The organism is Spirochaetota bacterium (assembly GCA_004297825.1).
Classification (GTDB): domain Bacteria; phylum Spirochaetota; class UBA4802; order UBA4802; family UBA5368; genus FW300-bin19.
Window position 1 is genome coordinate 62135 of record SCSX01000015.1, and the last position, 23788, is coordinate 85922.

General features: G+C 59.5%; 17 protein-coding genes. 4 read left to right on the plus strand and 13 right to left on the minus strand.

Annotation, left to right across the window (positions count from 1 at the left end; all coding sequences use genetic code 11):
• Position 1: 1 nt before the first annotated feature.
• From EPN93_02815 to EPN93_02845, 7 genes are all read right to left on the minus strand, one after another.
• Positions 2-979 carry a PhoH family protein gene (locus tag EPN93_02815; GenBank protein ID TAL39023.1) on the minus strand — a complete coding sequence of 326 codons (978 nt, stop codon included), beginning with the start codon at positions 977-979 and terminating at the stop codon, positions 2-4.
• Position 980: 1 nt separating this feature from the next.
• Positions 981-2783, minus strand: coding sequence for an aspartate--tRNA ligase (aspS, locus tag EPN93_02820; GenBank protein ID TAL39024.1), 1803 nt, complete (start codon positions 2781-2783; stop codon positions 981-983).
• 60 nt (positions 2784-2843) lie between these two features.
• Positions 2844-3440, minus strand: coding sequence for a hypothetical protein (locus EPN93_02825; GenBank protein TAL39025.1), 597 nt, complete (start codon positions 3438-3440; stop codon positions 2844-2846).
• A 185-nt stretch (positions 3441-3625) separates the two neighbouring features.
• On the minus strand, positions 3626-4786 hold the full coding sequence (locus EPN93_02830; GenBank protein TAL39026.1) for a metallophosphoesterase: 1161 nt from the start codon (positions 4784-4786) through the stop codon (positions 3626-3628).
• Positions 4787-4806: 20 nt separating this feature from the next.
• A complete protein-coding gene (locus EPN93_02835) occupies positions 4807-5625 on the minus strand; it encodes a tetratricopeptide repeat protein (GenBank protein TAL39027.1) in 819 nt (272 codons plus the stop codon).
• Positions 5626-5628: 3 nt separating this feature from the next.
• Positions 5629-6660, minus strand: coding sequence for an endoflagellar motor protein (locus tag EPN93_02840; protein ID TAL39028.1), 1032 nt, complete (start codon positions 6658-6660; stop codon positions 5629-5631).
• 5 nt (positions 6661-6665) lie between these two features.
• Positions 6666-7367, minus strand: coding sequence for a hypothetical protein (locus EPN93_02845; GenBank protein TAL39029.1), 702 nt, complete (start codon positions 7365-7367; stop codon positions 6666-6668).
• Between the two features lie 244 nt (positions 7368-7611).
• Between EPN93_02845 and EPN93_02850 the strand changes: the two genes are divergently transcribed.
• Entirely contained in the window at positions 7612-7896 is a 285-nt protein-coding gene (locus tag EPN93_02850; protein ID TAL39030.1) for a hypothetical protein, read from the plus strand.
• Positions 7897-7968: 72 nt separating this feature from the next.
• On the opposite strand, the gene EPN93_02855 is transcribed toward EPN93_02850, so the two are convergent.
• The gene (locus EPN93_02855; GenBank protein TAL39031.1) at positions 7969-8286 is read right to left on the minus strand and encodes a hypothetical protein; all 318 of its coding nucleotides are present in this window, start codon (positions 8284-8286) and stop codon (positions 7969-7971) included.
• 62 nt (positions 8287-8348) lie between these two features.
• Positions 8349-10658, minus strand: a complete 2310-nt coding sequence (locus EPN93_02860) for a hypothetical protein (protein TAL39032.1) — start codon at positions 10656-10658, stop codon at positions 8349-8351.
• 106 nt (positions 10659-10764) lie between these two features.
• Between EPN93_02860 and EPN93_02865 the strand changes: the two genes are divergently transcribed.
• A complete protein-coding gene (locus tag EPN93_02865) occupies positions 10765-12969 on the plus strand; it encodes a hypothetical protein (GenBank protein ID TAL39033.1) in 2205 nt (734 codons plus the stop codon).
• A gap of 4 nt (positions 12970-12973) precedes the next feature.
• Here EPN93_02865 and recD read toward each other — a convergent pair whose 3' ends face one another.
• From recD to mobB, 4 genes are all read right to left on the minus strand, one after another.
• Positions 12974-14830, minus strand: a complete 1857-nt coding sequence (gene recD, locus EPN93_02870; protein TAL39034.1) for an exodeoxyribonuclease V subunit alpha — start codon at positions 14828-14830, stop codon at positions 12974-12976.
• A gap of 81 nt (positions 14831-14911) precedes the next feature.
• Positions 14912-18535, minus strand: coding sequence for an exodeoxyribonuclease V subunit beta (gene recB / locus EPN93_02875; protein ID TAL39035.1), 3624 nt, complete (start codon positions 18533-18535; stop codon positions 14912-14914).
• Positions 18528-21827 (minus strand): exodeoxyribonuclease V subunit gamma, encoded by a 3300-nt coding sequence (gene recC / locus EPN93_02880; GenBank protein ID TAL39036.1) that lies wholly within the window; start codon positions 21825-21827, stop codon positions 18528-18530. The genes recB and recC overlap by 8 nt, the downstream gene beginning before the upstream one ends.
• Entirely contained in the window at positions 21815-22306 is a 492-nt protein-coding gene (gene mobB, locus EPN93_02885) for a molybdopterin-guanine dinucleotide biosynthesis protein B (protein TAL39037.1), read from the minus strand. Before mobB ends, recC begins: the two co-directional genes overlap by 13 nt.
• Positions 22307-22347: 41 nt before the next feature.
• Here mobB and EPN93_02890 point away from each other — a divergent pair, with 41 nt between their 5' ends.
• Positions 22348-22950: a molybdenum cofactor guanylyltransferase gene (locus tag EPN93_02890; GenBank protein ID TAL39038.1), complete on the plus strand. Its 603-nt coding sequence runs from the start codon at positions 22348-22350 to the stop codon at positions 22948-22950.
• 13 nt (positions 22951-22963) lie between these two features.
• Entirely contained in the window at positions 22964-23593 is a 630-nt protein-coding gene (locus tag EPN93_02895) for a cupin domain-containing protein (protein ID TAL39039.1), read from the plus strand.
• Positions 23594-23788 lie beyond the last annotated feature (195 nt).

Sequence of the window (23788 nt, forward strand, 5' to 3'; positions counted from 1 at the left end):
CCTATTCCGTTTTGGCATGACGATCGTACGCCCCGACGATTTTTTCCACGATGGGATGCCGGCAGATATCTTCTTTCCCGAATTCCACAAACGCTATCTCCTCGATTCCCCGAAGCACCTTCATCGCGTTAAGCAGGCCCGACTTTTTGGGTTTCTCTATGTCGATCTGGGTGACGTCCCCGGAGATTACGATCCTGGAGCCGGTCCCGAGCCTCGTCAGGAACATCTTCATCTGCGAGCTGGTGGTATTCTGGCCCTCGTCAAGGATGATAAACGAGCGGTTGAGGGTGCGGCCCCTCATGTAGGCGAGCGGCGCGATCTCGATGCTTCCCTTTTCGATGAGCTTGGTGGTGCGCTCGAATCCCACGAGGTCAAAAAGCGCGTCGTAGAGCGGCCGGAGATACGGATTGATCTTCTGGATGAGATCGCCGGGAAGGAATCCCAGGCTCTCCCCGGCCTCCACCGCCGGACGCGTTAGGATGATCCTCTCCACCCTTCCGTTAAGCAGATGCTGAAGCGCGACCGCGACGGCGAGATAGGTTTTACCGGTTCCCGCGGGCCCGATGGAAAGCGTTATCGGAAATTTCTGGATCGAGGTGATGTACCGGGCCTGGTTCAGGGTGCGGGGGGAAATCGTACGCCCGGATTCCGGGATGAGGATCTTGAGCCTGTTCAGCTCGTCGATATCGACGCTGCCGCCCTTCGCCACGGTGGTCGCCAGGTACTTGATATCGAACTCGTCGAATTCGTATACCTTCTCCCGCTCGTGAAGAAAATCCCCCATGAGGTGCAGGAGCCGCGCGGCTTTCTCCCCCCTGTCCCTGGGTGCGGTGACAATGAGCGTGTTCCCGCGGGGAATGATGCGCACTTCCATGATTTTTTCGATGATGCGGATGTTCGCGTCCTTGAGACCGCAGATGCGCCGGTAGAGGGCGCCGTCATCGATCTCAACGTGGCTTTGTACGACGCCTTCGCTCATGCTAGCGTTCGACCACCTTAATGCTGAGTTCCCGCAATTGTACGGCGTCCACCGGCGACGGGGCCTCGCTCATGAGGCACTGCCCCTTTTGGGTTTTGGGAAACGCTATCACGTCGCGTATGGACGCGCGTTTCAATAAAAGCATGATGACCCTGTCCAGCCCAAGGGCGATGCCGCCGTGCGGCGGGGCGCCGTACTTGAGCGCCTCGAGCAGAAAGGAGAATTTTATCTTCGCCTCCTCCTCGGTAATCCCCAGGACGTTGAACATCTTCCTTTGAACGTCGGTAGTGCATATCCTTATGGAACCGCCCCCGATCTCGACGCCGTTAAGCACAATATCGTATGCCTGCGCCTTGATCGAATCCACGTTCGCGGGGCTGATAGACTCGAGCAGCGGTATATGCTCCTCCCTGGGCGAGGTGAACGGGTGGTGCTTCGCGTAATAGCGCTTGTCTTCCTCGTGGTACTCGAGGAGGGGGAAATCCAGTACCCACAGAAAATTGAACTTGTTCTCGTCGATGAGTCCCAGGTCGCGGCCTATCTGCAGGCGCAGATTCGCCAGCGTATCGTTCACCACGCCAAGGCTGTCGGAACCGAAAAACACGAGCACCACGCCCTTAAGTCCCAGCTTCGCCGCGAGCGCGCTTTTTTCTGCGTCGCTCAGGAATTTCGCGATTCCCCCCTCGAACGCCCCGTCGCGATACCGGAAGTACGGCAGACCCTGCGCCTTGAAAATTTTCACGTATTCGGTGTAGTCGTCGATCATTTTCCGGGAGATCTTTCCCTCGTCCGGAACCGGCAGGCATTTTATCGCACCCCCCGCCTCTACGGCCGCACGGAATACCTTGAATTCCGATTGGGCGAATATCTCGCTGCAAGTGACCAGCTCAAGTCCGAACCGCGTATCGGGCGCGTCCTTGCCGTAGCGTTCCATGACGTCGTCATATGCCAGGCATGGGAACGGCGTGTGCACGTCGACGCCGAGCACTTCCTTTACCATGACCTTTACCAGTCCCTCGACCTCCTCCATGATCATCTCGCGCGTGATGAACGAGAGCTCCAGGTCGATCTGGGTAAATTCCGGCTGTCGGTCATTGCGAAGATCCTCGTCGCGGAAGCATTTCACGATCTGGAAATAGCGGTCGAAGCCTGACACCATGAGTATCTGTTTGAAAAGCTGCGGCGACTGGGGAAGCGCGTAGAACATTCCCCTGTTGATCCTGCTGGGGACAAGAAAGTCGCGCGCACCCTCCGGCGTCGATTTGTTCAGCATGGGGGTTTCAATTTCAAAGAAGCGGCGGTCGGTGAGATAGCGCCGCGCAGCCTGCATGGCCTGGTGGCGCTTGATCATGGTGTTCTTCATCTCTTCGCGGCGAAGGTCGAGAAAACGGTATGTCAGGCGCACCTCTTCGTTGACGGGCGTTCTTGAATCGAGCGGGAAAGGGGGCACCGCGGACGTGTTCAATATTACTATTTTATCGGCGAGGACCTCGAGTGTGCCGGTCCGTAGATTCGGATTGATCGTCTCGGCGGAGCGTAAGGCCACCGTGCCCGTTACATGAAGACAGAACTCGCTGCGAACGCTTTCGGCTATGGCCGCGATTTCGGGGGACTTGGATGAATTTATGACTATCTGTACTATTCCCGTTACGTCCCTCAACTCAATAAAAATGAGACCCCCGAGGTCTCTTTTTTTATCAACCCATCCGGCAAGGATTACGCGCCCGCCCACGTCACCGGCGCCGACCTCACCGCAATAAATCCTTTCCCTGAACATCGCGTTTTCCCGTCCCTGTCCGTTCATTCGGTTCGTAGTGTTCGACACAAATTAAGAGTTCTCAGTAATTTACCGCTCCGGCTTTTGTCAAGCCGAAAAATGGGGGGCGATCCCGCGATCGAGGAGCACCACGTGCGGACGCCGCGCAAAAACCCCGCTGTCGAAAACGAAACCTTCATGCACCCTGAGAAAGGGAATGCTGCCGCAGTCTTTTATTTCGCACACGAATTTCCCCGCGGGGCATTTCCGGAAGTCGCATAACCTGCCCCGGTAACTTCCGTCCCGCCCGTCTAGGATATACACATCGACCCGGTGATGGGGAATGCCTATCGCGTGGAGCTCAAGCAGTCGCCGCAGCGCTTCGACCCTGCGTCGCTGGAGGTCCTTCATCGGGTGATTCGGGTCCATCCAAACGGCCAGGTCCACATCCCTGCATTGGTGCAGGAAGACGGGCCCGCTTCCCGCGAACCGGTGGTCCGCGGGAACCTCCTTCGAAAGCTCCGACGCCACCGACCCGAAGAGCACGATCCTCACTACCGAATCGATCCCGGCGAACGCGCGCGCGATTTCCTCCGCGGCGGCCCGGAAATGTTCCTGTAACGTACGCCGCCGTGCGTTTTCCTGCTCGATGGCGAGCCCGGGCAACTCACCGCCATCATCCCAAATGAAGCGAACCTTGTCCATATCCAGTTTATCGATAATTTATTTCAATTAAAATAGACGCGTTGCGAAACTGCCTTCTCGCGCTCGCAGGGAACCCCTGCGGGGGGCTTTTAAGGGGCTTCGCCCCTTATACCCCATAAAAAATTGAGTTCCACAACAAGTCTAGTGTGCGCGCATTCACGGGGAACCGCCCGGAAAGAATAGCGCTATTCGGAAAATTTAACCAGTATATTCACTATTTCCGGCCTGTTCCCCGTTCGTACCGGGGGGCCCCAGGTCCCGAAACCGCAGGAGACGTATACGTGCGATGAACCGAATTTCCTGTAACCCCGGCTTACTTCGTAGATCATGGAGGTGATGTAATTGAAGGGCCACAGCTGCCCGTGATGCGTGTGACCGCACAGGAGAAGATCGACCTCCTCCGCGATCGCGTCCGGTATACCGAACGGCTGATGATCCATGAGTATGACCGGAAGATCGCGCGTGTGTCCCGCAAGGATATTCGCGAGCGGTTTTCGCCTGGTTCCCGAAAACTGCCTGCCGCTCAGGTCCTCGCGGCCCGCGAGAACGAACGCGTTGTCGATCACCGCGGCTTCGTCCCTGAGCATGGTGATGCCGTGTTCCACGAGGTAGCTCACCGCCTCGTCGACGCCGCCGATATATTCGTGATTGCCCGTGACCGCGTACACGCCGTATTTCGCCTTGAGCATGCAGATTTTTTCGCCCACGTTTTCCTCGATCACCGGGGCGATGTCCTCGTCCACGATATCGCCGGCGAGCAGGATGATATCCGGATTCAATTCGTTTATCCTGTCCACGAGCTTCGCGAACCGGCCGTTCCCGATAATTACACCCAGGTGAATATCGGTCGCGAGCGCGATATTGAGCGACTTGAGGTGAGTACGCTTTCCCTTGATCTCGAGTTCAAGCCTGTTCATCAGGGGGTTTGCGGCATTGACATAACCCGCGGCCACCGTTACCGCGGCGATCGCGACGACAAGTCCTCCCGAAAGCTGCCTGCTGATCGCCGACAGGGAGACCCTGCCGGGGAGCGCCAGGTGCGCCAGGTATGCGGCGCCATGCAGGAGGTCCGCGACCAGGAAGCCGATCGCGAGATACGCCATGAGTCCCAGCCAGATGGAACCGATCCAGATAAACGCATCGCTCGCGGTGCACACGGTGAATTTTTCAAGCAGCCGGCCGCCGATATAGGACAGGGCCACGAAGATGAATCCGCCGATAAACCAGGGGCGGGCCGCGCTCCCTGCCGGGATTAACTGCCCTGCCCTGTAATAAATGTAGAAATTAACCAGGCCGTAGAGCGTGAGGAAAACGGTAAGGAATACCGCAAACGATGAAGCCTTCATTTTATCCGCCTGCCGCCCGATCAGGGCTCCTTCACTTTTTTCGGATCGAGGCGCTTTACCTCGATCATGTCGTCACGGGCCTCGTCTCGCAGCCCCAGCTTGTCGTAGGCCCAGGCCCGGTTCCGGTACGCCTCCAGGTAGCGCGGATTGAGCTCGATGGCCCTGGAAAAATCACGCACCGCTCTTTTCAGCTCGCTCTTGCGCGCGTACGCGATGCCGCGCCGGTTATACCCTTCCGGATTTTCGGGGAGAAGGGTTATGAACGCATTAAAATCCGCGATGGCGCGATCGTAGAGTTCCAGGTTCGTGTACACGCAGCCCCGGTTATACAGGGATTTCGCGAAACGGGGATCGGTCTTGATAACCGTGTCATAATCCCGCAGCGACTGATCGTACATCTTAAGCCGGTCGTACGCGATCGCCCTGTGGTGATAGGCCTCCAGCTCTTCCGGACGCACGCGTATCGCCACGTTGAAATCCTCTATGGCTTTCTGATACTCTTCCAGTACGATGTACGCCCTGCCCCTGTGAAAGTAGCCGGGATAAAAATCCGGGACGCGACCGATCGCCAGCGAATAATCCTTGATCGCGCGCTCCGTTTCGCCGGTCTCTTCGCGCACGGCCCCGCGACCGATATACGCGTCCGCAAAACCGTGATCAAGCGCTATCGCCCGATCGAAATTGTAAAGCGCTTTTTCGAACAGCCCGCTCTGGAAATATTTCATGCCCGCCCGGTAGTGGATCCGGGCCTCTTCCGCGTCCGCCGTGTTAGGTACGGACGCACACCCCAAAAACAATAACGGCAGCGCGATACAGGCAAGCGCAAGAAGACGGCGCAAGCACTACTCCGCAACGCGGGGAATCACCACGAGGTCGACCCTGCGATTGAGCGACCGGTTTACATCCGTGTCGTTGGGTACTATCGGATGGAAATCCGCGAATCCCGCCGCACCGAAACGTCCCGCGTTCAGTTTTTTATTCAACAGCAGATAGCCAAGCACCGCAAGCGCACGCTCCGTCGAAAGCTGCCAGTTGTCCCTGAATTGAGCGGTGAAAATCGGGATATTGTCGGTATGGCCCTCTACCATGATGGTATTCTCCGGGTATTCGGCGAGAATCCTCGTAATTTTATCCAATGCCGGCAGTATCTCTTTCTTGAGCTGTGCCGAACCGGAGTCGAACGATATCTTGTCGTCAATATTGATAATGAGCTTGTTGTGCAGCTTTTTGAGGCGAATCTGTCCCTTCGAGATTTCGCTCTCGAGCTGCTTGGCAAGCTCGTTGCGCTGTTCGTCCATTCGGTCGAGCTCCGCTTTTTGGGCCGCGGTAAGCTTTTTAAGTGAAGAGATTTCATTGTTCAGCGACTGGATTTCGCGTTGAAGATCGGAAATCCTCGCCTCGTAAGACTTTTTCAGCGCGTCGAGCTCTTTAATATTCCGGTCACGCTCGTCCTGGAGCTCCTTGCGTGCGGCCGCAAGCTCCTTCTCGTAGCGTTCCTGAAGCTTCTTGTTTTCTTCTACTAGCTCCTTTTCCTTGTCGCTGCCTTTTTTCTGTAAAATGTCGATGGTGTTCTGGAGCTCCTTCACCCTGCTGTCGCACAGCTTCCTGTCATTCGCCCTTTGCGCTTCGAGATTGGCGAGTTGCTTGTTCAGGCTTTCAATCTTGGATTCAAGGTCCTTGATCCTGGACTCATAATTCGCTTTCTCGTTCGCGAACTGCGACTTGAGGCTTTTCAGTTCAAGTTCCACGGCTACTTTTTCGTTGTATACCTTTTTGTATTCGGCGGGGGTATAGAACATCTGGGCCTTCACTTCCCCCCCGGCGAATACGAGTGCGATAAGGATCGACAGAATTACCGGCGTTTTCTTTCTCATGGCGCTCACTTCCCTATCCTTGCCGCCGCTTCCTTAAGGCGCGCATCGGCCTGTTTTAACAGCTCCGCGGACTTCTTCTGTTCCATTTCCCGTTTTGCAAGGATATCCTTCTGCTTCGCGAGGTAGGTTTCATATTCCGCAAGATTAACCTTGTCCTTATCGACCTTCTGGGCGTCCTTGGGATCGGCCGGTGCGGCGGCAGGAAGCTTGTCCTGGTATGCACGCACGATTTTTGCCTTTTCCAGCTCGCGCTCGGCGACCTTGGCGGAAAGGAGCGCGTCCTTGAGGTCGATTACCGCTTTTTCGTCTTCGACCAGGGCTTTAAGGTATTCAGCATTCAGGCCTTCGACCTCGGCCTGTTCGGTATTCCGCTTCATGGCTTTTTCATTGTCTTCGAGACCCTTGTGGTCGTCGGTAAGCATATGCAGCCTTTTCTGCTCTTCGATCACGTCCTTTTGGGCTGATATGACGCTTACGGTCTTCCTGCTGATCACCGCCCGCTGTTCGTTCAGCTTGAGCTCATTTTCCACCACAAGCTTTTCCTTGTTGATGGTGACGATCTCCTCGGCAAGCTTCTGTATACCTGCATTCTTCTCAAGCGTATCCTTGAGCGCCGCGTGATCGTCCGGGAGGGACGGCGGCATGGTTGCGAAACAGCCGGAGAGAATTGAAACCAGGAAAACCAGGCATATTCTGGATTTGAACATACGTTTACCCCACGAGATTGAATGTTTTTTTCTGCGCTTTCGCGGCACACGCACGATGCCGTGCAGAATTGATTCCCAGGAACCTTGTATTGAATCTACCGAAAAAGTCCTGGAAGTCAATCGAAAAATAGCCGGCGCGCCTTACCCCTAAAGCTGATGGGGTATCGTATATCAATATTTTCATTGACATGTTATAAGACACATACTATATTATTGACAACTACACTATAATGGCGGTACAGGCATGCACGACATCATTACCGAAGTAAGGGTGTTCCCGAAGGAAAACCTTGGGAAGACGCTTGGGTTCGCCAATATCACCATTCTGGACAAATTTGTCGTAAAAAACCTTCGCATTGTCCAGGGTGATAAGGGCATTTTCATTGGTATGCCGTCTAACAAAAGGAAAAACGGGGATTTCATCGATCTCTTTTTCCCGATTACCCAGGATGCACGGGATTTGATTACCAACGCCATACTCGAAAAATACAAAGAGATTTCAAACGACCCATCGGCCGTCAGTTCGTGACGAGTTAACTTTTTAATTTTATTTATAGCTGCACTACCGGCACGGCATTCCCCGCGGGAGGGAGAACGCGGGTCATTCCTCGCGCCTGAACCGTGACATGAAATTCCAGACGAAATTTGTGAGCCTCATGAGTACGAGCGCGCTGATAACGACATCCATGAGCCTGGGGATGGCGATTCCCGTGCCCTTGAATACGCTGAACGTCTCTATCTTGTAGCACAGGAAAAAAGCCAGGACGAATATCAGCGCGTCGCGCGTGGCCTCTACCGGCCGCTTCGAGGACATTTCGCGCAACGAAGACATCGAGAATACCGCCATGACCGACGCCTCGATGATGACTGCGATCACGAACAGGCTTACGACGTTCTGGAGCAGTATATCTATATTCATGTGCGGTGCAACCTCCCTGTAACGATCTGCATCTTCCCTCCCTGAGAAGCGTGTATATAATCTTACGCGGTTTCGGACGCCGATTCAAGAATTTTTTCCGACGAAAGGCGCTTTTCCAGGAGCACCTCGTTTCCCTTCCGGTTAAAGGTAATCTTGTCGAAGATGTTCAATGCCATGGTTATGCCCCTGCCATGGTAGAGCATCTCATCGTTCACCTTCCGGTGAATTTTATCCATCATGATTTTATAATCGAACCCGTTGCCGTCATCCGATATTTTATACGCGGCTTTCTCCGGGGACAGGAGGTATTCTATACGGACTTTTTTGTCCTTTAAATGGGGTTCCTGCTGCCGCTTCATCACGAATTCTATATAATTGTCTTCCATTGTTGCCTGCGTCTTTTCCTCGAACGTGATGTTCAGATTACCGTGCTCGATGGCATTGATGATCATCTCGCGGAGCCCTATCCTCATGAATTTGACATCCTGGGGTTCCAGGTATCGGGCTAAATTTCTCACGAGCCGGTGGCTGATCTCCTCCGCGGTGATGAGGAAATTGCCTATTTCGTATTTCTGGCGTTCCGATATGAAATAGTTGAGGAGCGCGTCTTCCCCCACGTGTGACGCCCTGCCCAGGAACTCATTTTTCCCCTCGATGGTGATGCCCTCGAGGCGCAGCACGAAATTCTGCGGTTCAACCCCCGCCAGCGGCTTGAGAAGAACCTTCGCGCTCGCGGGCACGCCCTCGCTGGTAAGAGAATCGAGCTTTTCCAGCATGAGTTTTTTCGTGACGCCCGCATCCTGGGGATCGTCGTACACGATATCGAAAAGGCTGTACGTCCTGATCTCCTCGGGCGACGCGTGCAGGAATTTCAGGAACGCCTTGTTGGCGTTCTGGAACTTCAAACCCGCGTCGAGCGTGAATATGCACTCGTTGGTACCCTCGACGAGCACCTTGTACTTCTCCTCCGAAATGCTGATGCTCCGGTTGGCCTCGTCGAGATCGCTGATCTTCTGCTTGAGGCTGAGATTCAACTTTTCGTTCTTCACCTGGAGGCCGATGAACTTGTTCGAAAGGATGAGCGCGGTTCCTATCACGAACATGAAAAAGCCGTACCGCGTAAGCACCAAGTCCATGTTGAGCAGGGTTGCGTCGATTATATCAAAAATCGTGGTCGACGCAAGCACCAGCACGCCGATTATCAGGTTTCCCGCTATTGTGTGCCACATGGTTGCGCGTAGCGCGTCCAGCCTGGGATAGCGCGCCCCGATCCGAATGGATTTTTTATGCATGATTCCCAGGTTCATGAAAAATTTCCTGCCTATCCGGAACACGCTGTAATAGGCGATGGGGATGATGCTCGTGATCTGCCAGACCCTGAGCACGTCGACCGCGAACGCCTGCGTCGTGGGGAATACGACAATCAGGATAAGAAAGGCGCAGAATCCGCCATAGATCACGTTGAACAGGGAAATGCTTCGTTCCAGTATGTCGTCAAAGAATAGCCCGATGAGCGGAACGAGCGTGAACAGGGAAGTAAGTTCGAGCCGGAAAATGGTATTCGAATCGGTGAGCACGGATTCGACCGTATGGGTGCGCATGAACAGGTATATGAACAACATCACGCAAAAAAGCCCGTAGTAGAGGTTGAACGCCTCCCCCTTCCGGTTCGAGAAAAGAAACAGGTAATAGAGACCCAGAAACCCGTACAGAACGATGAATGCTATCGGGATGGTCTCCGATATCTGCGCGGCAAGCGTTTCGTATTCGTCGATCACATAGGGCTTCGTATGCAGGAATCCCGTATCCGTAAAGGTGGGGTCGCCCGTCACCCTGAATGCAAGGACGTTTTCGCCGGCCTTGATTATCCGCGGATCCAGGTGGACAAGGACATGACGCGACGATTTATGCCGGTCGATTCCGCCTTCGCCGTCGATATGCATCTCGCTGCGCAGCATGACGCCATTTACGTATATCTCCCAGTTGTCGGAAATATGCGCGAGGAGGAGGCCAAGGGCTTTCCCCTTTTCAAGGTGCGAGGAATCCAGCGCGAAACGTGTCACGAAGGTGAACTGCTCGGGTTTGTAGTCGTGGAGTGAGAAGATCGTACGAGCCGGAATATCCGGAAGGTTCAGGCTCTTTACCTGGATCGGCCGCATTCCGTTATCGGACGGGGGCACGGCGATCCACGCTTTATCCGTCTTGTCCGGAAGCCTGGTTGTCCACCTGGGTGAAAAGCCGGTTCGCGCGTACATTGTTTCCGCGGTGAGGTCGACTATCGCCGCGCTCACCGCCGGAGGGAACGCGACCGCCACGCCAATCGCGGCCAAGCATAGCGCGATCAATCGCGCGCGAATGTGTATTCTATTCATTAATATTCCTTAATGTACATAATTGTATCGCACGTGATTGCCGGCGTCAATCGAATTTCAAACTACGAGTGTTCCGGGAATCACCTCTACCGGCAGCCGCTAAAAAATGCTGGCGCAAACGGTTTTCATGCGGTACTATCCGAACTACCGTATCGAGACGAATTTACCCGGTGGAACGACGCCCATGAAAACCAATGCACGAGTCCCAGGCACGCCCAACCTACCCGCCCGCATAAGGGCACTCCCCGCGGCGCTCCTGCTCTGCATATGCGCCCTCGGGGCCTGTGACGGCGGACCGGCGCAGGATGGAATGCTTGAAAGCGGATGGACCTATACCACGGGGGATCGCGACGAAAAACCGGCGCAGATCGCGGGCAGGGTGTTCCGCCCCGTCCCGGATATGAGCGATCTTTCGCGGCTGGTCCCGTCGTCCCAGGACGGCTATGTCTGGCTTAAAAATGAATTCACGCTTCCCGCGCCCCTCCGCGGAAAGTCCTGCTCCATGCTCCTTGGGCGCATAACCGTGGCGGACGAGGCGTGGCTGAACGGTGAATTGCTGGGGCATCACGGGGGATTCCCTCCCGCCCTTTTCCGGGAATGGAACCGGTATCGTCACTACCCGGTGAATCCGGGACTCATGCGCGAGAACGGCCCGAATATCATCCTGCTAAAAGTGTACGTGAGCGACGGGGGCGGCGTTTCCGGACGCATCGTCGTTGCCGAGCGCTCATTTTCGGAACGCTTCTCCGCGCGCGCCGAATTCCTTGGCTCTTCCCTCTTCGGGGCTATCGCCCTGCTGCTCTTTGCCGCGGGAATATATCACCTGTTCCTTTTCCTCATGCGCACACGGGGAAAAGAGTATCTGTACTTCGCGCTGCTCTGCCTTTCGTTCGGCCTGTACCTCGCGGACAGGTTCTTTACGCGTCTTCCGTGGGGCGATCAGCCCCCGTTTTCATATGGGATTTTCAGCAAGGTCATTTTCATATCGGCACTCTGCGCCGGTTTTTTCTTCACGCGCTTCCTGAAGGAGTTCCTTCGCCGTGACGAGCGCCTCCGTGGAATGGCAGTATCGGCGGCCATCCTGGCCGTTCCCGCGCTCGTCGCCCTCTTTGCCCCGGATTATCACGCGCTCGTGTCGCTGCGGCCGCTGTTTCTCGTCTTCCTGGGACTGCAGATTTTGCTCGCCGCGACTATGCTCGGGCGGGCGCTGTGGGCAAAGGCGGACGGGGCATTGACGATGCTCGCCTGTACGGTCCCGCTCGCGGTCTTTATCGTGGCGGCCCTCGCGCTGCGCGGGGATGCGTTCTTCGATGAATATTTCTTTTTTCCCGACATGGGTGTCGCCGCGTTCCTCCTGGGAATCACGTTCATACTCGCCGCACGGGGGACGCAGGAAAGCGCAACTGCCTCATCGATCCCGGGCAGCGCGGCTCTGCACGCTCATGCCGTTATTCCGGCGGAGGGAAATACTTCACGGGACGAGCCCGCGGCCGCTGTCCCCGAAAACGCGCCCGCGACAAACGCCGCCGTTGAGCGCGAGCTCGGGGAGGCACGCGCGTCCGCGTCGCGCTACGCGTGGATGATGGCGCAGGCCCAGAAATACCTGTTCACGGCGGAACCCCCCGTGTGCGACGGCTGGGAGATCGCACGCGTGTACCGGCCGGTGTCGGACATCGCCGGCGAGATGCACGATTTTCACACGGACGGTTCCACTCTTTCCGGCGCCTGGCTTTTCGAGTCTTCCGGAAGGGGTATGGGCGGGGGGCTGGTCACGCTCATGCTGAACGGGCTCGCGAGGCGTCACTTCACCGCCGACGGCGCGGTGAAACTCACGTCGATCATGGAGAAAATCAACGGGGACCTGGCCCCGGCGCTCAGGCAGAGCGGCGACTACGCGAGCGGGATCCTTCTCCGCTTCAGGGATGATATCGTGGAATACGTGAACGCGGGACATCCGGACCTGCTCCTGCGCAAGGCGGCCACCGGATCGATAAAGGCGGTGACGATGAGGGACCGCGACATCAAGGGGATATTCCTGGGGATACGCGTGGATGAGGCGGCCTATACCGGTCTGAGTTTCCGCCTCGCCCCCGGCGACGCGCTGCTCCTCTACTCCGACTGCCTGAGTGAAAGCGTGAATGGAAGCGGCGAGCCCTACGGCATGGATCGGGTCGCCGATTCGCTGGCCGGTGCTCCCCGTGCCGGCGCAACAGACGTGCTCGCGCACATCTCCGGGGCGTTCGACGCCTTCATGGGCGACCGAACGCCTTCCGACGACCTGAGCATTATCGTCATCATGAAAACCGTGTGACCCGTCAGCCCCACAGCATGTCCCTGAGCCCCGACGCGCGGCTGACGGGATTGCCTATCGCATAACGAAGCGCCGCGGCGCTCCCCCCTATGAGCACCGATTCCCGCGCCCGGGTGAGCGCGGTATACACGAGCTCCCGCGTGAGCACGGGGGAAACCGTTTCGGGAAGGACGAGCATGACCGAGTCGAACTCGGAGCCCTGGCTCTTGTGCACGGTCATCGCGTAGACGGTCATATGCTCGGGCATGCGCACGGGCGAAAGATGCCGGAAACCGCCGTCCTCGTCCCTGAACACCGCGGTGCGCGCGCCGGCCCCGCCGCCGTCCATAACGATGCCCACGTCGCCGTTGTAAAGCCGCTGCCGGTGATCGTTGCGCGTGATCATGACCGGCCTTCCCGCGTAGAAGCGGCCCCCGCCGGCGGGCAGTCCACGCTCCCCGAGCTCATGCTCAATGAGCCTGTTCACCCCTTCGACCCCGGCGGGTCCGCCGCGGAGCGCGCACAGGACGATGAAGCGCGCGTACGCGTCGAACGCCTCTTCGGGAGACTTTGCTTTCGCGAAGGCGAAGGCGCCGCGGTCGATTTCCCCGCGTAGCGCCTCCTCGACGCCTGCTTCGCCGGGCTTCAAGAGCCGCACGCCGGGATATTTCCCGGAGGTGAGCACCTCCATGGCCGCGTCCGCGTCCCCTTCCCTCACGGCGCCCCCCAGCTTCCCAATCCCGCTCTCGCTGCCGAAACGATAGCTCCTGCGAAGTATCACGATCGAGTCGGCGATAGGCTTCTCGAAAAGCCCGCCCGCAAGTGGGGCGAGGTCCTCCCCCGCGTACTGCGCGGCGATCCCCACGAACCTTCCCGAATACCGGTGCTCCCTACCGGTGTCGCAGATATCGCCCAGCACGGCACCCGCCTCCACCGATGCGAGCTGGTCCCGGTCCCCCAGGAGGATGAGGCGCGCTTCGGGCCGTACCGCATCGGCGAGCTTCGCCATGAGCGCCAGGTCGGCCATCGAGGATTCGTCCACCACCACGATATCGTGCGGGAGGGGGTTCCCGGAATCGTGGCGGAAGTACGGCGTTCCGCCGGACGGGCCCAGCAGCCGGTGAATGGTGGATGCGTCGTCCGGAAGGCGCGCGCGCACGGCGCCGTCGCTCGCGAGGGTATTCCTGGCCGCGGCTATGGATTCCTGGAGGCGCGCCGCCGCCTTGCCCGTGGGCGCGCACAGCGCGATACTGCATTCCGTCCCGGCGGCAAGGGCCTGTTCTATCAATAGCGCCAGGATGCGCGCCACGGTCCTGCTTTTCCCCGTGCCCGGCCCCCCGGAAATCACCGAGAACCCGTTCATCACCGCATTGAGCGCCGCGATCTTCTGCCAGTCCGTTTCCCCTGGTATGGCCGCGCCGAAAAGCCTGTTCAGCCCGTCACGCAGGAGCCCCGGATCGGCGGGCTCACGCTGCAGCGCAAGGCGCGCCCCGATATTCTGCGCGAGATCCCGTTCGTAGCGCCAGTAGCGGTACAGGTACAGCCTGTCGTGTTCGTCCAGCACGAGCGGGGTGAAATCGCCCGGCCTGCCCGCCACGCCGCTTCGGAGGATCGCGCTGCGCCATTCGGCAAGGGGCGGATAATCCGGCGCGTTACCTGTTACGCCCGGCGTTTCCGCGACCGGAAGCCCGGCCAGTGACGGCAGGTGGGCGCAGATATTACCCTCCGCGGTCGCGCGGCTGGCGGCCAGGCACGCAAGGTAGAGGGATGAATCCTCCCCCACGCCGAGCGTTACCAGGAATTCCGAAAGTCTCCGGTCGAGCGGACTGAAACCGGCTTCCCCCGCGAATGCGCGCAGATTTTCCAGCGTGTCAACCGCCATATCCCGCCCTCGTCCCGTGACATTCAAATTCGTGTTCCCCCGGCATTAACCCGCACCGACCGTGGCGGGTATTCGAACCCATCATGATTCCATCCCCTCGCACAGGTAGCGGTCAAGTTTCATCACGTGTTCGCGTTCGGGCCTCGCGGCGTGGACGCCGCACCCCGGCGCTTCGACGGCGTCGATGCCCCTTATGAACAGGTACAGCGCGCCTCCGAAATTCCGGTCGTAGTCGTAGTCCTTCACACGGCCCGCGAGATACCGGTTCAGGGCAACGGTGTAGAGCATATATTGGAGATCGTAGCGATGCCTCTGCATTTCACGCAACATGCGCGCGGGCGTGTAATCCGCCGCCGATTCCCCCAGGTGATTCGATTTCCAGTCGACCAGGTAATACCGTTCGCCACGCTTGAATACGAGGTCCATGAAACCACGGAGAAATCCGCGATGGGATTCGAACTCGAGCGCGGGGAAGGCGTCGCGGGCGAATCCCCCCCCTGACGAAATCCCGCACCCGGCGAGCACCGATGATAATCCCGGGGAGCCTATCTTCTCGAGCGGGAAAAAGAACTCGAGCTCGCTCATCCTGTCGCCCGGAGAAACGGCCGCAAGGGAGGCTTCCTTCCCGGCGCCGTCAAGGGGAGCGCCCAGAACCCTGCCGAGCATGGCAATCACCGCGCTCTCCCATGCGGCATCGATTCCGTATGTATCGAGCGCCGCGCGTACCACGGGGGCCCAGCCCGCCCCGCCGCCGGTAAAATCTATCCGCTCGAACACGTAATGCAGCATGCTGCCCGCGCGCGTGCCGCGCGGAAAATGAGCGATCGAATCGAATGCGCCCGCGCGCGTTTCAGGCACCGATGCGAAATCGATCGCGTCATGGTCCCTTCCGCCGGATTCGGCGCCCCTTCCCGCGGCAATCATGCTGAAGCTCGATATCCGCCACGTGCGCGGTATCGTCCCCCGAAATTCCCTGCTGCCGCACAATTCGTCGTCTTCGGGCCGCGCGTAGCCCCCCTGCATATCCGTATCGGGAAGCGGCGTTATGCACACGCCGGGAACACGCCCGGCGATATCATCAAGGGCACTGCGTATCTCGGCCGGGTCGATCGTGTCCATTATTTTCTTCAGCGATCCCTTCATGTCCGGATCGCCGGCGGCGGGCGCGCCATGAAGAAGATACGCCAGTGAGGATCGCTCGGAATCTTTTATCGGTCCCCACGCGAGGTAGCATCGGTACTTCGCCCGCGTGATCCCGACATACAGGAGGCGCATCTCCTCCGCCAGATCCTCCCGCCCCGCGAGAAGCGCGGCGCGTTCATCGTCCGCCGATACGCTTATCCTCAGTCGATCGTCCATATCCGGGTCGTGGAAGCTTACCGGTCCATTATGCGCCTGGGGCGTGCTCCACGCGAAGGTGCAGAACACCACCGGAAACTCGAGTCCCTTGCTGCGGTGCACCGTGATGATCCTGACGGCGTCGTCGTCCGTCTCGAGCCGCAGGAGGCTGTCGTCGCCCGTGTAATCCCCCCGTATCATGCCGGTGTACCACTTGAGCAGCCCGTCGATCCCCAGCCCCTTTTCCGTCTCGGCGCAATGGGCCAGCTCCGCCAGGTGCATGATGTTGGTGACGCGGCGCTCGCCGTCCGGGAGGGCGATAAGGTTCCGCTGTACCGATTCGCGCGCGGCGAGATCCCTGAACATGTGCATGAATCCGCGCCGCTCCCAGGCCGCCCGGTATTCATGGAACCGGGTGACCGCGCGGTCCCACGCCCGGTCATCCTCGATGAGCCGTGCAAGCGCATCGGCCCCCAGCCCGATCGCGTCCGTGATCATGGCGGCGCGGATTACGGGTTCATTGGCCGGTTCGGCGGCGGCGCGCAATATCGTGTAGAGCTCGATCGCCTCATCCGATTTGAATACGCTCCCCGCCCCGTACCGCACGGAAGGCACGCCGACAGCGGAAAGGGCCCGGTGAACGGCCTCCCCCTGGTGGTGCATGCGCACCAGGACCGCGATATCCGCGGGTCGCAGGGACCTGTCTCCGATCATGGTCTCCGACTCGCGGGACAGCAGGCGTGCGATCTCGAAGGCGGTCGACTCCGCCGCAAGCCCTGTCGCGGCACCTTTCAGTATTTTTTCCTTCCCGTCCCCCGACTCCATGAGCCACACGGTGAGCGGCGGCGGTTTCTTGCCGCGTTCCGTAAGTTCAATGCGGTCGGGCACGCCGGCCGCGGCTATCGCGGGCAACGTGATTTCCCCGAATACGAAGGGATTCGGATGGCCGCCAAAAAGCCCCTGCACGGCGCGCACCAGTTCCGGATCGGAGCGCCAGTTCCGGTCGAGCGTATAACGGCGCCGCGCCCCGCGCGACGCCTTCATGTAGGCGAAAATGTCCGCCCCGCGGAAGGCGTAAATCGCCTGCTTGGGATCGCCGATCATGAACAGGGCGCTCCCCGGCCATGAAAAAATGGTGGAGAAAATTGAATACTGGACGGGGTCCGTGTCCTGGAACTCGTCTATGAGCGCGGCGGCGTACCTGTCCCTTACCGACCTCGCGAGGAAGGACTCGCCCCCCGCGCGCAGCGCGTCGTGCATGCCCGCCAGCAGGTCGTCGAAGCTACGCGTATTGAGCTTCGATTTGCGCGCGCGCAGCATTTCTGCCGCGTACCCGACGAAATCCATATGGAGCTTCTCCCGGAAATGGGCGAGTAGTCCGCGCGCCGCCGCGCGCGCGCTGCAGAGATCGTCGCATACCGTGAAAAACGGGTGGCGGGGCGCCGTCTTCCCCTTGTTCAACCGCTCCTGCATCCCGGCGTTCGAGAAAAGCTCCGGCTTCGCCGCGTCGGAAAGCGGATGGGCATTATCGAAATACCGGCCCATCTCCTTCGCGCGCGCGGTGAAATTCCTGTACCTGTTTCCGTTTAGGTCCTTCGCTTCGATCGCGCCCGAGACGAGGGATATCGCTTCATCCGAGTCCTTTGCCCAGGTCCGGGCCGCTTTTTCATAGTCTTCGCGCAGCCCGGAAAGGGCGGATTCCACCTGGTGCGCTTCAACGCGCGCGGCCTCCGGACGGACGTATACATCGGACATCAGGGTGGTGCGGGAATAGAGCTCGACAAGCGCGGATGAGGCGGCGTAGCCCTTGTCGACCGCCGCGTACTCGGTGAACAGGGGAAGGCTCTCGTCGTACATTTTCTCGCGAAGGAAGTCCATTGCGAGGGTATGCAGCATTTCCGCTTCGTCGGTCACGAGCCGCGTATCGAACAGCGCCGCGCTCTCGAACGCGTAATCCATGAGCATCCTCTGGCAGAATCCGTGGATCGTATAGATCGCGGCCTCGTCGAACCCCCTGAGGGAAGTCTGAACCCAGAGCCTTGCCGCCGGGTCGCCCGCGCATCGCGCCGCGAGCGAGGCCATGAGCGGGTCCTTAAACGAGGCTGCCTGGCGCGGTGCGGACGAATCGAGCAGATCACGCAGGCGCGTGCGAATCCGGCCCCGGAGCTCCTCCGTCGCGGCCTCGGTGAAGGTCACGACGAGGACCTGGCCCGGACGCAGGCCCTTTTCCACAATGAGCCTCAGGTACAGCCCGGTGATCGCGTGCGTCTTGCCGGTTCCCGCGCTTGCCTCTATGAGGCTCGCCCCCTCGAGCGGACACGAGAGCGTGTCGAAGGGCTTCATATCTCCGCCTTCCCCGTCATTCATTATCGATATCCGCCTTTACCTGGTGCGCCAGCATGGGGCCGAATACCGCTGCGGCGAGTCGGCGGAATCTTTCACCGTCCGGCGGATTTGGCCCAAAGCAGCGCATGAAATACCTGTCCTGGACGTCCCCCTTCGCGTGGCCGGTGGAATCGGCGGGGCTCCACGCCGCGTCTATGGCCCGAAGGATTTTACGTTCCCGTGCGGCGGGATCCCCGGCGGTCTTCGCGTCCGCTTCGCAGAAGGCGAGTGAAGTTCTTGGAAAGAAGGGAACCGGCTCGTCGAGTCCGCCCGTGAAAATTTCCGCAAGGGCGCCCAGGTACCCGGGCGCGCCGTCGAAGTGGTTCATACGATAAATGGCGTCAAGGCACACGAGGTGGCTCACGCACCCGGAGCCGAAAGAACCGGAGGCGCAGGCCACGCAGTGTCCCAGCCACGCGGCCAGCCTGTCCTTTTCACGCGCCGCTCCCGCGCGGTGGTACAGCGTGCCCGTCGGGAGGACTCCCTGCAGCCGGCCCCCTATGACGAGGCCGCCGGCCCCCACGCTGAAGTCCCGTGCCGCGGGCGCGGTCCCGCGGCCCAGCGCCGTAACGTTATGCGCTATCCGATCCGCATCCGGACCCAGGCGCACGAGCATACCCGAGGAAAGCCCGCCCCGGGGAAGCATACCGGACGCCCTCATGGTCTTCGCGGTTTCGGCGGGATCCCGCCCGGCCAGTGCGCCCCGGATGAGCGTCGCGCGCGCCCTGTAATCGTCCAGGTTCGACGGAAACATGGGCTCCTCGTCGCTGACCGCTTCCTCCACCAGGGGAATGTTCACGCCCAGCCTTTGCGTCAGGAACCAGCGGGAGGGATTTTCGAAGAAGTCAAGGAATTGTTCCAGCGCGATTTCCCCTTTCACGGGCCGGACCGACGGAAGTTTCCCGTGCAAAAAAACCCCGGGTGACGCCGCCCGCGCACGCGCCCGGCAGGTCTCCCCCTGCATCGCCGAATAGCTGAACAGCCGGTCCCTCCCGGAGAAGTAACGCGCGCTGAACGGCTGGAGCGGGTGCCGATTCACCAGCCATTCCCGCGCGCCCTTTCCCGGTCCCGTGAAGGCGGCATCGATATAGTCAAGCAGTTCGCTCACGCACACCGAGGGGGGAATTTCGCTGTTATCCCTGCTGCTCTGCCCTACGTAGCTGATATACAGCGTCTCCCGCGCCGATAACAGGGTCTCCAGGAAGGTGTAGCGGTCCTCGTCCCGGATGGACCGGTCGCCCGGGCGGGGCGCGCGCGAAACGAGGTCGAAGGCCGGCGCCCTGACGGCCCGTGGGAACGCCCCGTCGTTCATGCCGATAAGGCAGATGACCCGGAAGGGAATGCTGCGCATGGGGAGCATCGCGCTGAAGGTCACGCCGCCCCCCAGGAAACCGCCGCTATCGAATGACTCGCCCACCGCCCCCAGGAGCCACGCGACGACCACCCTCGCGTCGAGGATATCCCCGTAACCCGTCCGTTCGCCGATAAGCGAGAGTCGCGCGACGGCGGACCGGAGCATCGCCTCGTCATCGCGCGCGTCTTCGCCGGCCAGGAAAAGCCTGTCCAGTATCCCGGTCAGCGCTTCCTTCCACCCGGAAAGCGTTCTCGCCGTGTCCAGGGTGTCGACAGCCTGAAACAGCGTTTCACAGAAATCGATAAATCGCCCGAGCACCTGGGCCCCGCTTCCCTCGATCGTATCGCAGGGCAGGATTCCCCTGAAAATCCGTTCCTCCCGGCCCGGCATGGCGACCCCGAGCAGCAGGCGCTCGATACCAAAGCGCCAGGAATGCTCATGGAATTCCGGGAATCCCTCCCTCTTCCGCCAGCCCGCGTCCCGCCCCCAACGCACGCCCGACCCTTCCGCAAGATCGCGCAGGAGCGGAATATCGTGCTCCTCGATCCCGAAGCGCGATCGGACATCTTCAAATTCAAGGAAATCGAGTACGGCGCTGGCCTCGAACCGTTTATGTAGGAAATCGAAGAAGGTGAAGAAGGAATCGATAAATCGCCTGGCCTTGCGTATCCCGCGATCGGCGATCGTGAAGGGAATCGCGCGGTCGCCCGCCGTGTCGTCGCCCAGGACGGCCCCGATGAAGGGCGCGTATTCCTCGATATCCGGCGTCATCACCAGCACGTCGCGGGGCTCCAGCCCCGCACAACGCTCGAACATCTCCAGCAGCGCGTCGCGGAGAACCTGCACCTCGCGCATGGCGCTGTGGCAGGAGTTCACGATTACACTGCGGTCGTCCGGCGCGGGGAACCGCCGCTCCGCCGGATTCACCCCTGCGCCCTCCACGAAATCCGGCGCCCCCGGATCACTCACCCGAAAAATGTCGTTCTGGATGCTTCCCCTCATGGTACCCGCACCCGGCGGCTCGTATAAGGGAAACGACGCCTCTCCCGTATCGAGCGTTGTCACCAGTTCCTGGAACTCCCTCCCCGATTTTCCCAGGGAGGCGAGCAGACTGTTTCCCTTCTCAAGGTGCAGGTCTTCGGCGGACATGGGCCCGCCCGGCGACCTTCGCGCGATCCGCGCGATTTCCGTATCGGAACGTATATCGGCCCAGAACTCCGGCGTGGGGCTCAGGACGAACAGGCGTACATCGACGTACCGGGAGATGGCGGAGAGCACCTCCATGTGAAAGGGCGGCAGCGAGGGAATCCCGAACACCGAGACCCGTTCGGGAAGGAACGACGCCGCGTCATCCGATGCGCCCAGCCTCTCGAAGAACAGGGCCCGCCGTGCCGCCCGGTGGGAACGTGCCCCCGTACCCGCAAGGGCGCGCCAGAGCTCCGCCTGCCACTGGCCGTCTTCCCCTTCTTCCCACGAGGTCACGATATCCGGCCTGAAGGTGATGTACTGGTCGAAGACGTCGGCGAGGCGGGTCGCCAGCTGGAAGCGTTTGAGATGGTCGTTGTCCTTCCCAAGGTACGAGCGCACCAGGGCGAAACCCGGCCGGGGAGCGCATTCCGGGAGAAGCCGCATCAATTTCCAGGTGATCGATTCGCGGGAGAAAGAAGCCTCGTCCGCCGGTTCGCCGATCACGCGCGAAAAGATATCCTCGATGGCGATGTTGGGAAACGGAAACCGTGCGTTGGCGAAGATACCGTTGCGGGCCGCAAGCTCGAGCGAGAGCCATCGCTCCATGCCGCGGCTCTGCACGATTATCGTCTCCGGGGTGAACGGGTGCGCACACGGTGCGCGCGTGACCTGGGCCAGTGCCCCGGCGAGAATCTCCAGGCGGTTGCCGGTATACAGGCTTAAGCCCGCCATAGCTCCTCGATGAAGCGTGCGACCCCGCCGATATCGTCCCTGCGAAACACGGGTCTTTTGTCCCTGACGGCAGTATCGGTGACCAGCGCCGTGATGTTTCTCACGCCCGAGGTATCGAGGGGACCCTCCGGCGAGTCGCCGATAACCTCGATCTTGGTGATATCGCCCTCCTTGTAGCCCTCGATGATGACGAGATCGAACGCAGGGAAGAATCGCTGCGCGAGATCGACAGGCGAAAGGGCGTCCACGTTGGATGCCATGACCGCATAATCCCGGTCGTTCGTTATGATGCTCGCGGCGGCGCCCGCCTCGCGGTAGCGGAAGGTGTCCTTTCCGGGGGTGTCGACGGTGAAATCATGCTTCATGTGTTTAATGATTGCAATTTTAAGCCCGCCTTCGCCCCAATGACGCAAAAGCCTTTCAATAAGCGTGGTTTTGCCCGACCCGGACCTGCCCACGATGGAAATGATATGTGGCATAATCCGATTAACGCAAAACCAGGGCCGCGTGTCAAGGAAATATGGACCAGCGAATCGAGGGAGTGACCGCCTATATCGTCGCCGGGGGCAAGAGCAGCCGGTTCGGCCGCGACAAATCCCTTTATCCCTACGAGGGGAAGCCCCTGATAGAGCACGTCATTGGCACGCTCTCCCTGGTGTTCGACCGGATCGTCATCGTCGCCGACGAGTCCGCCAAGTTCGCGTATCTGGGCCTCGAATGTATACCCGATGCCGTACCCGCCCACGGCCCCATAGGCGGGATATACTCTGCCCTCCTCCATGCGGCCGGGCCTTACAGCTTCATCTCCGCCTGCGACATGCCGTTCCTGTCCGCCGGCCTGATCCGTTACATGGGTACGTTTATCGGCACCCATGACGTAATCGTGCCCTGCGTAAATGAATTCTACGAGCCCCTTCACGCGTTTTATTCCCGGGCATGCATCGATCCCCTGTGCAGCGCCATAGAGGAGAACCGGAGGCAGATCATCCGGATATTTCCCGCGGTGAACGTCCGGAGGATCCCGGAGGACGAGATACGCCGGTTCACGGACCCCTCCCACGTGTTTCATAACATCAATTTTATCGAGGATATCGCCGGTCCCCCCGGCGGAATGCCCGCGTGAAACTTTAATTGACGTGCAAGAAGAGACCCGATACCTTGAACACAGGCGATTATACCACGATTGGAGAATGCTCATGGCTGCGGAAGAGGTAAAGGTCGGCGAAAAGATCAAGGCGACACGGGAGGCGAAAGGCCTCGCGCTCAAGGACATCGCCGACAGGACCGGGTTTTCAACCGCCTTTCTCTCCCAGCTCGAAAATCACCTGATATCGCCGCCGCTGGGCGCCATAATCAAGATCGCGCATTCGCTCGACGTGGAGATCGGCACCCTGTTCAACCAGGTGGGGACCGCCCCTTTCACCATCGTGCGCACGCACGAACGCACGCCCACCTCGCGCGTCGCGTCCAAGGAAGGGGTCCGATACGGATATTCCTACGAATCGCTCGCCCCGGACAAGATCAACCGGCGCATGGAACCCTTCCTGGTCACCCTGGAACCGGTCTCCACGCAGGGCGTTCCCTACAACCATGAAGGCGAGGAATTCCTGTTCGTCCTGGAGGGCAAGATCGAGGTTCGCCTGGGCGAATATACCGATACGCTCGAGCCGGGCGACAGCATTTATTACGATTCGACCACCCCTCATAAAGTGGCCTGCGCGGGGGACAAGCCGGCCAGGATACTCGCGGTGATCTTTGCGTCCTGATTCCCGGACAGATTCGGCGCCGCACGTGCAACTATCAGGCAGTTAAATATTGTTTTCCCTTTCCCATGCGCTACGTTGTCTGCGAGGTCTTTTTCAGATATGTTAAAAATGCATATCCAGGTTAAAAGTACTTTACAAGTCGGCTAATTAGTTCTAAAGACCGGGTAGCGATATCAAATCCCCCAATCGAAGAGA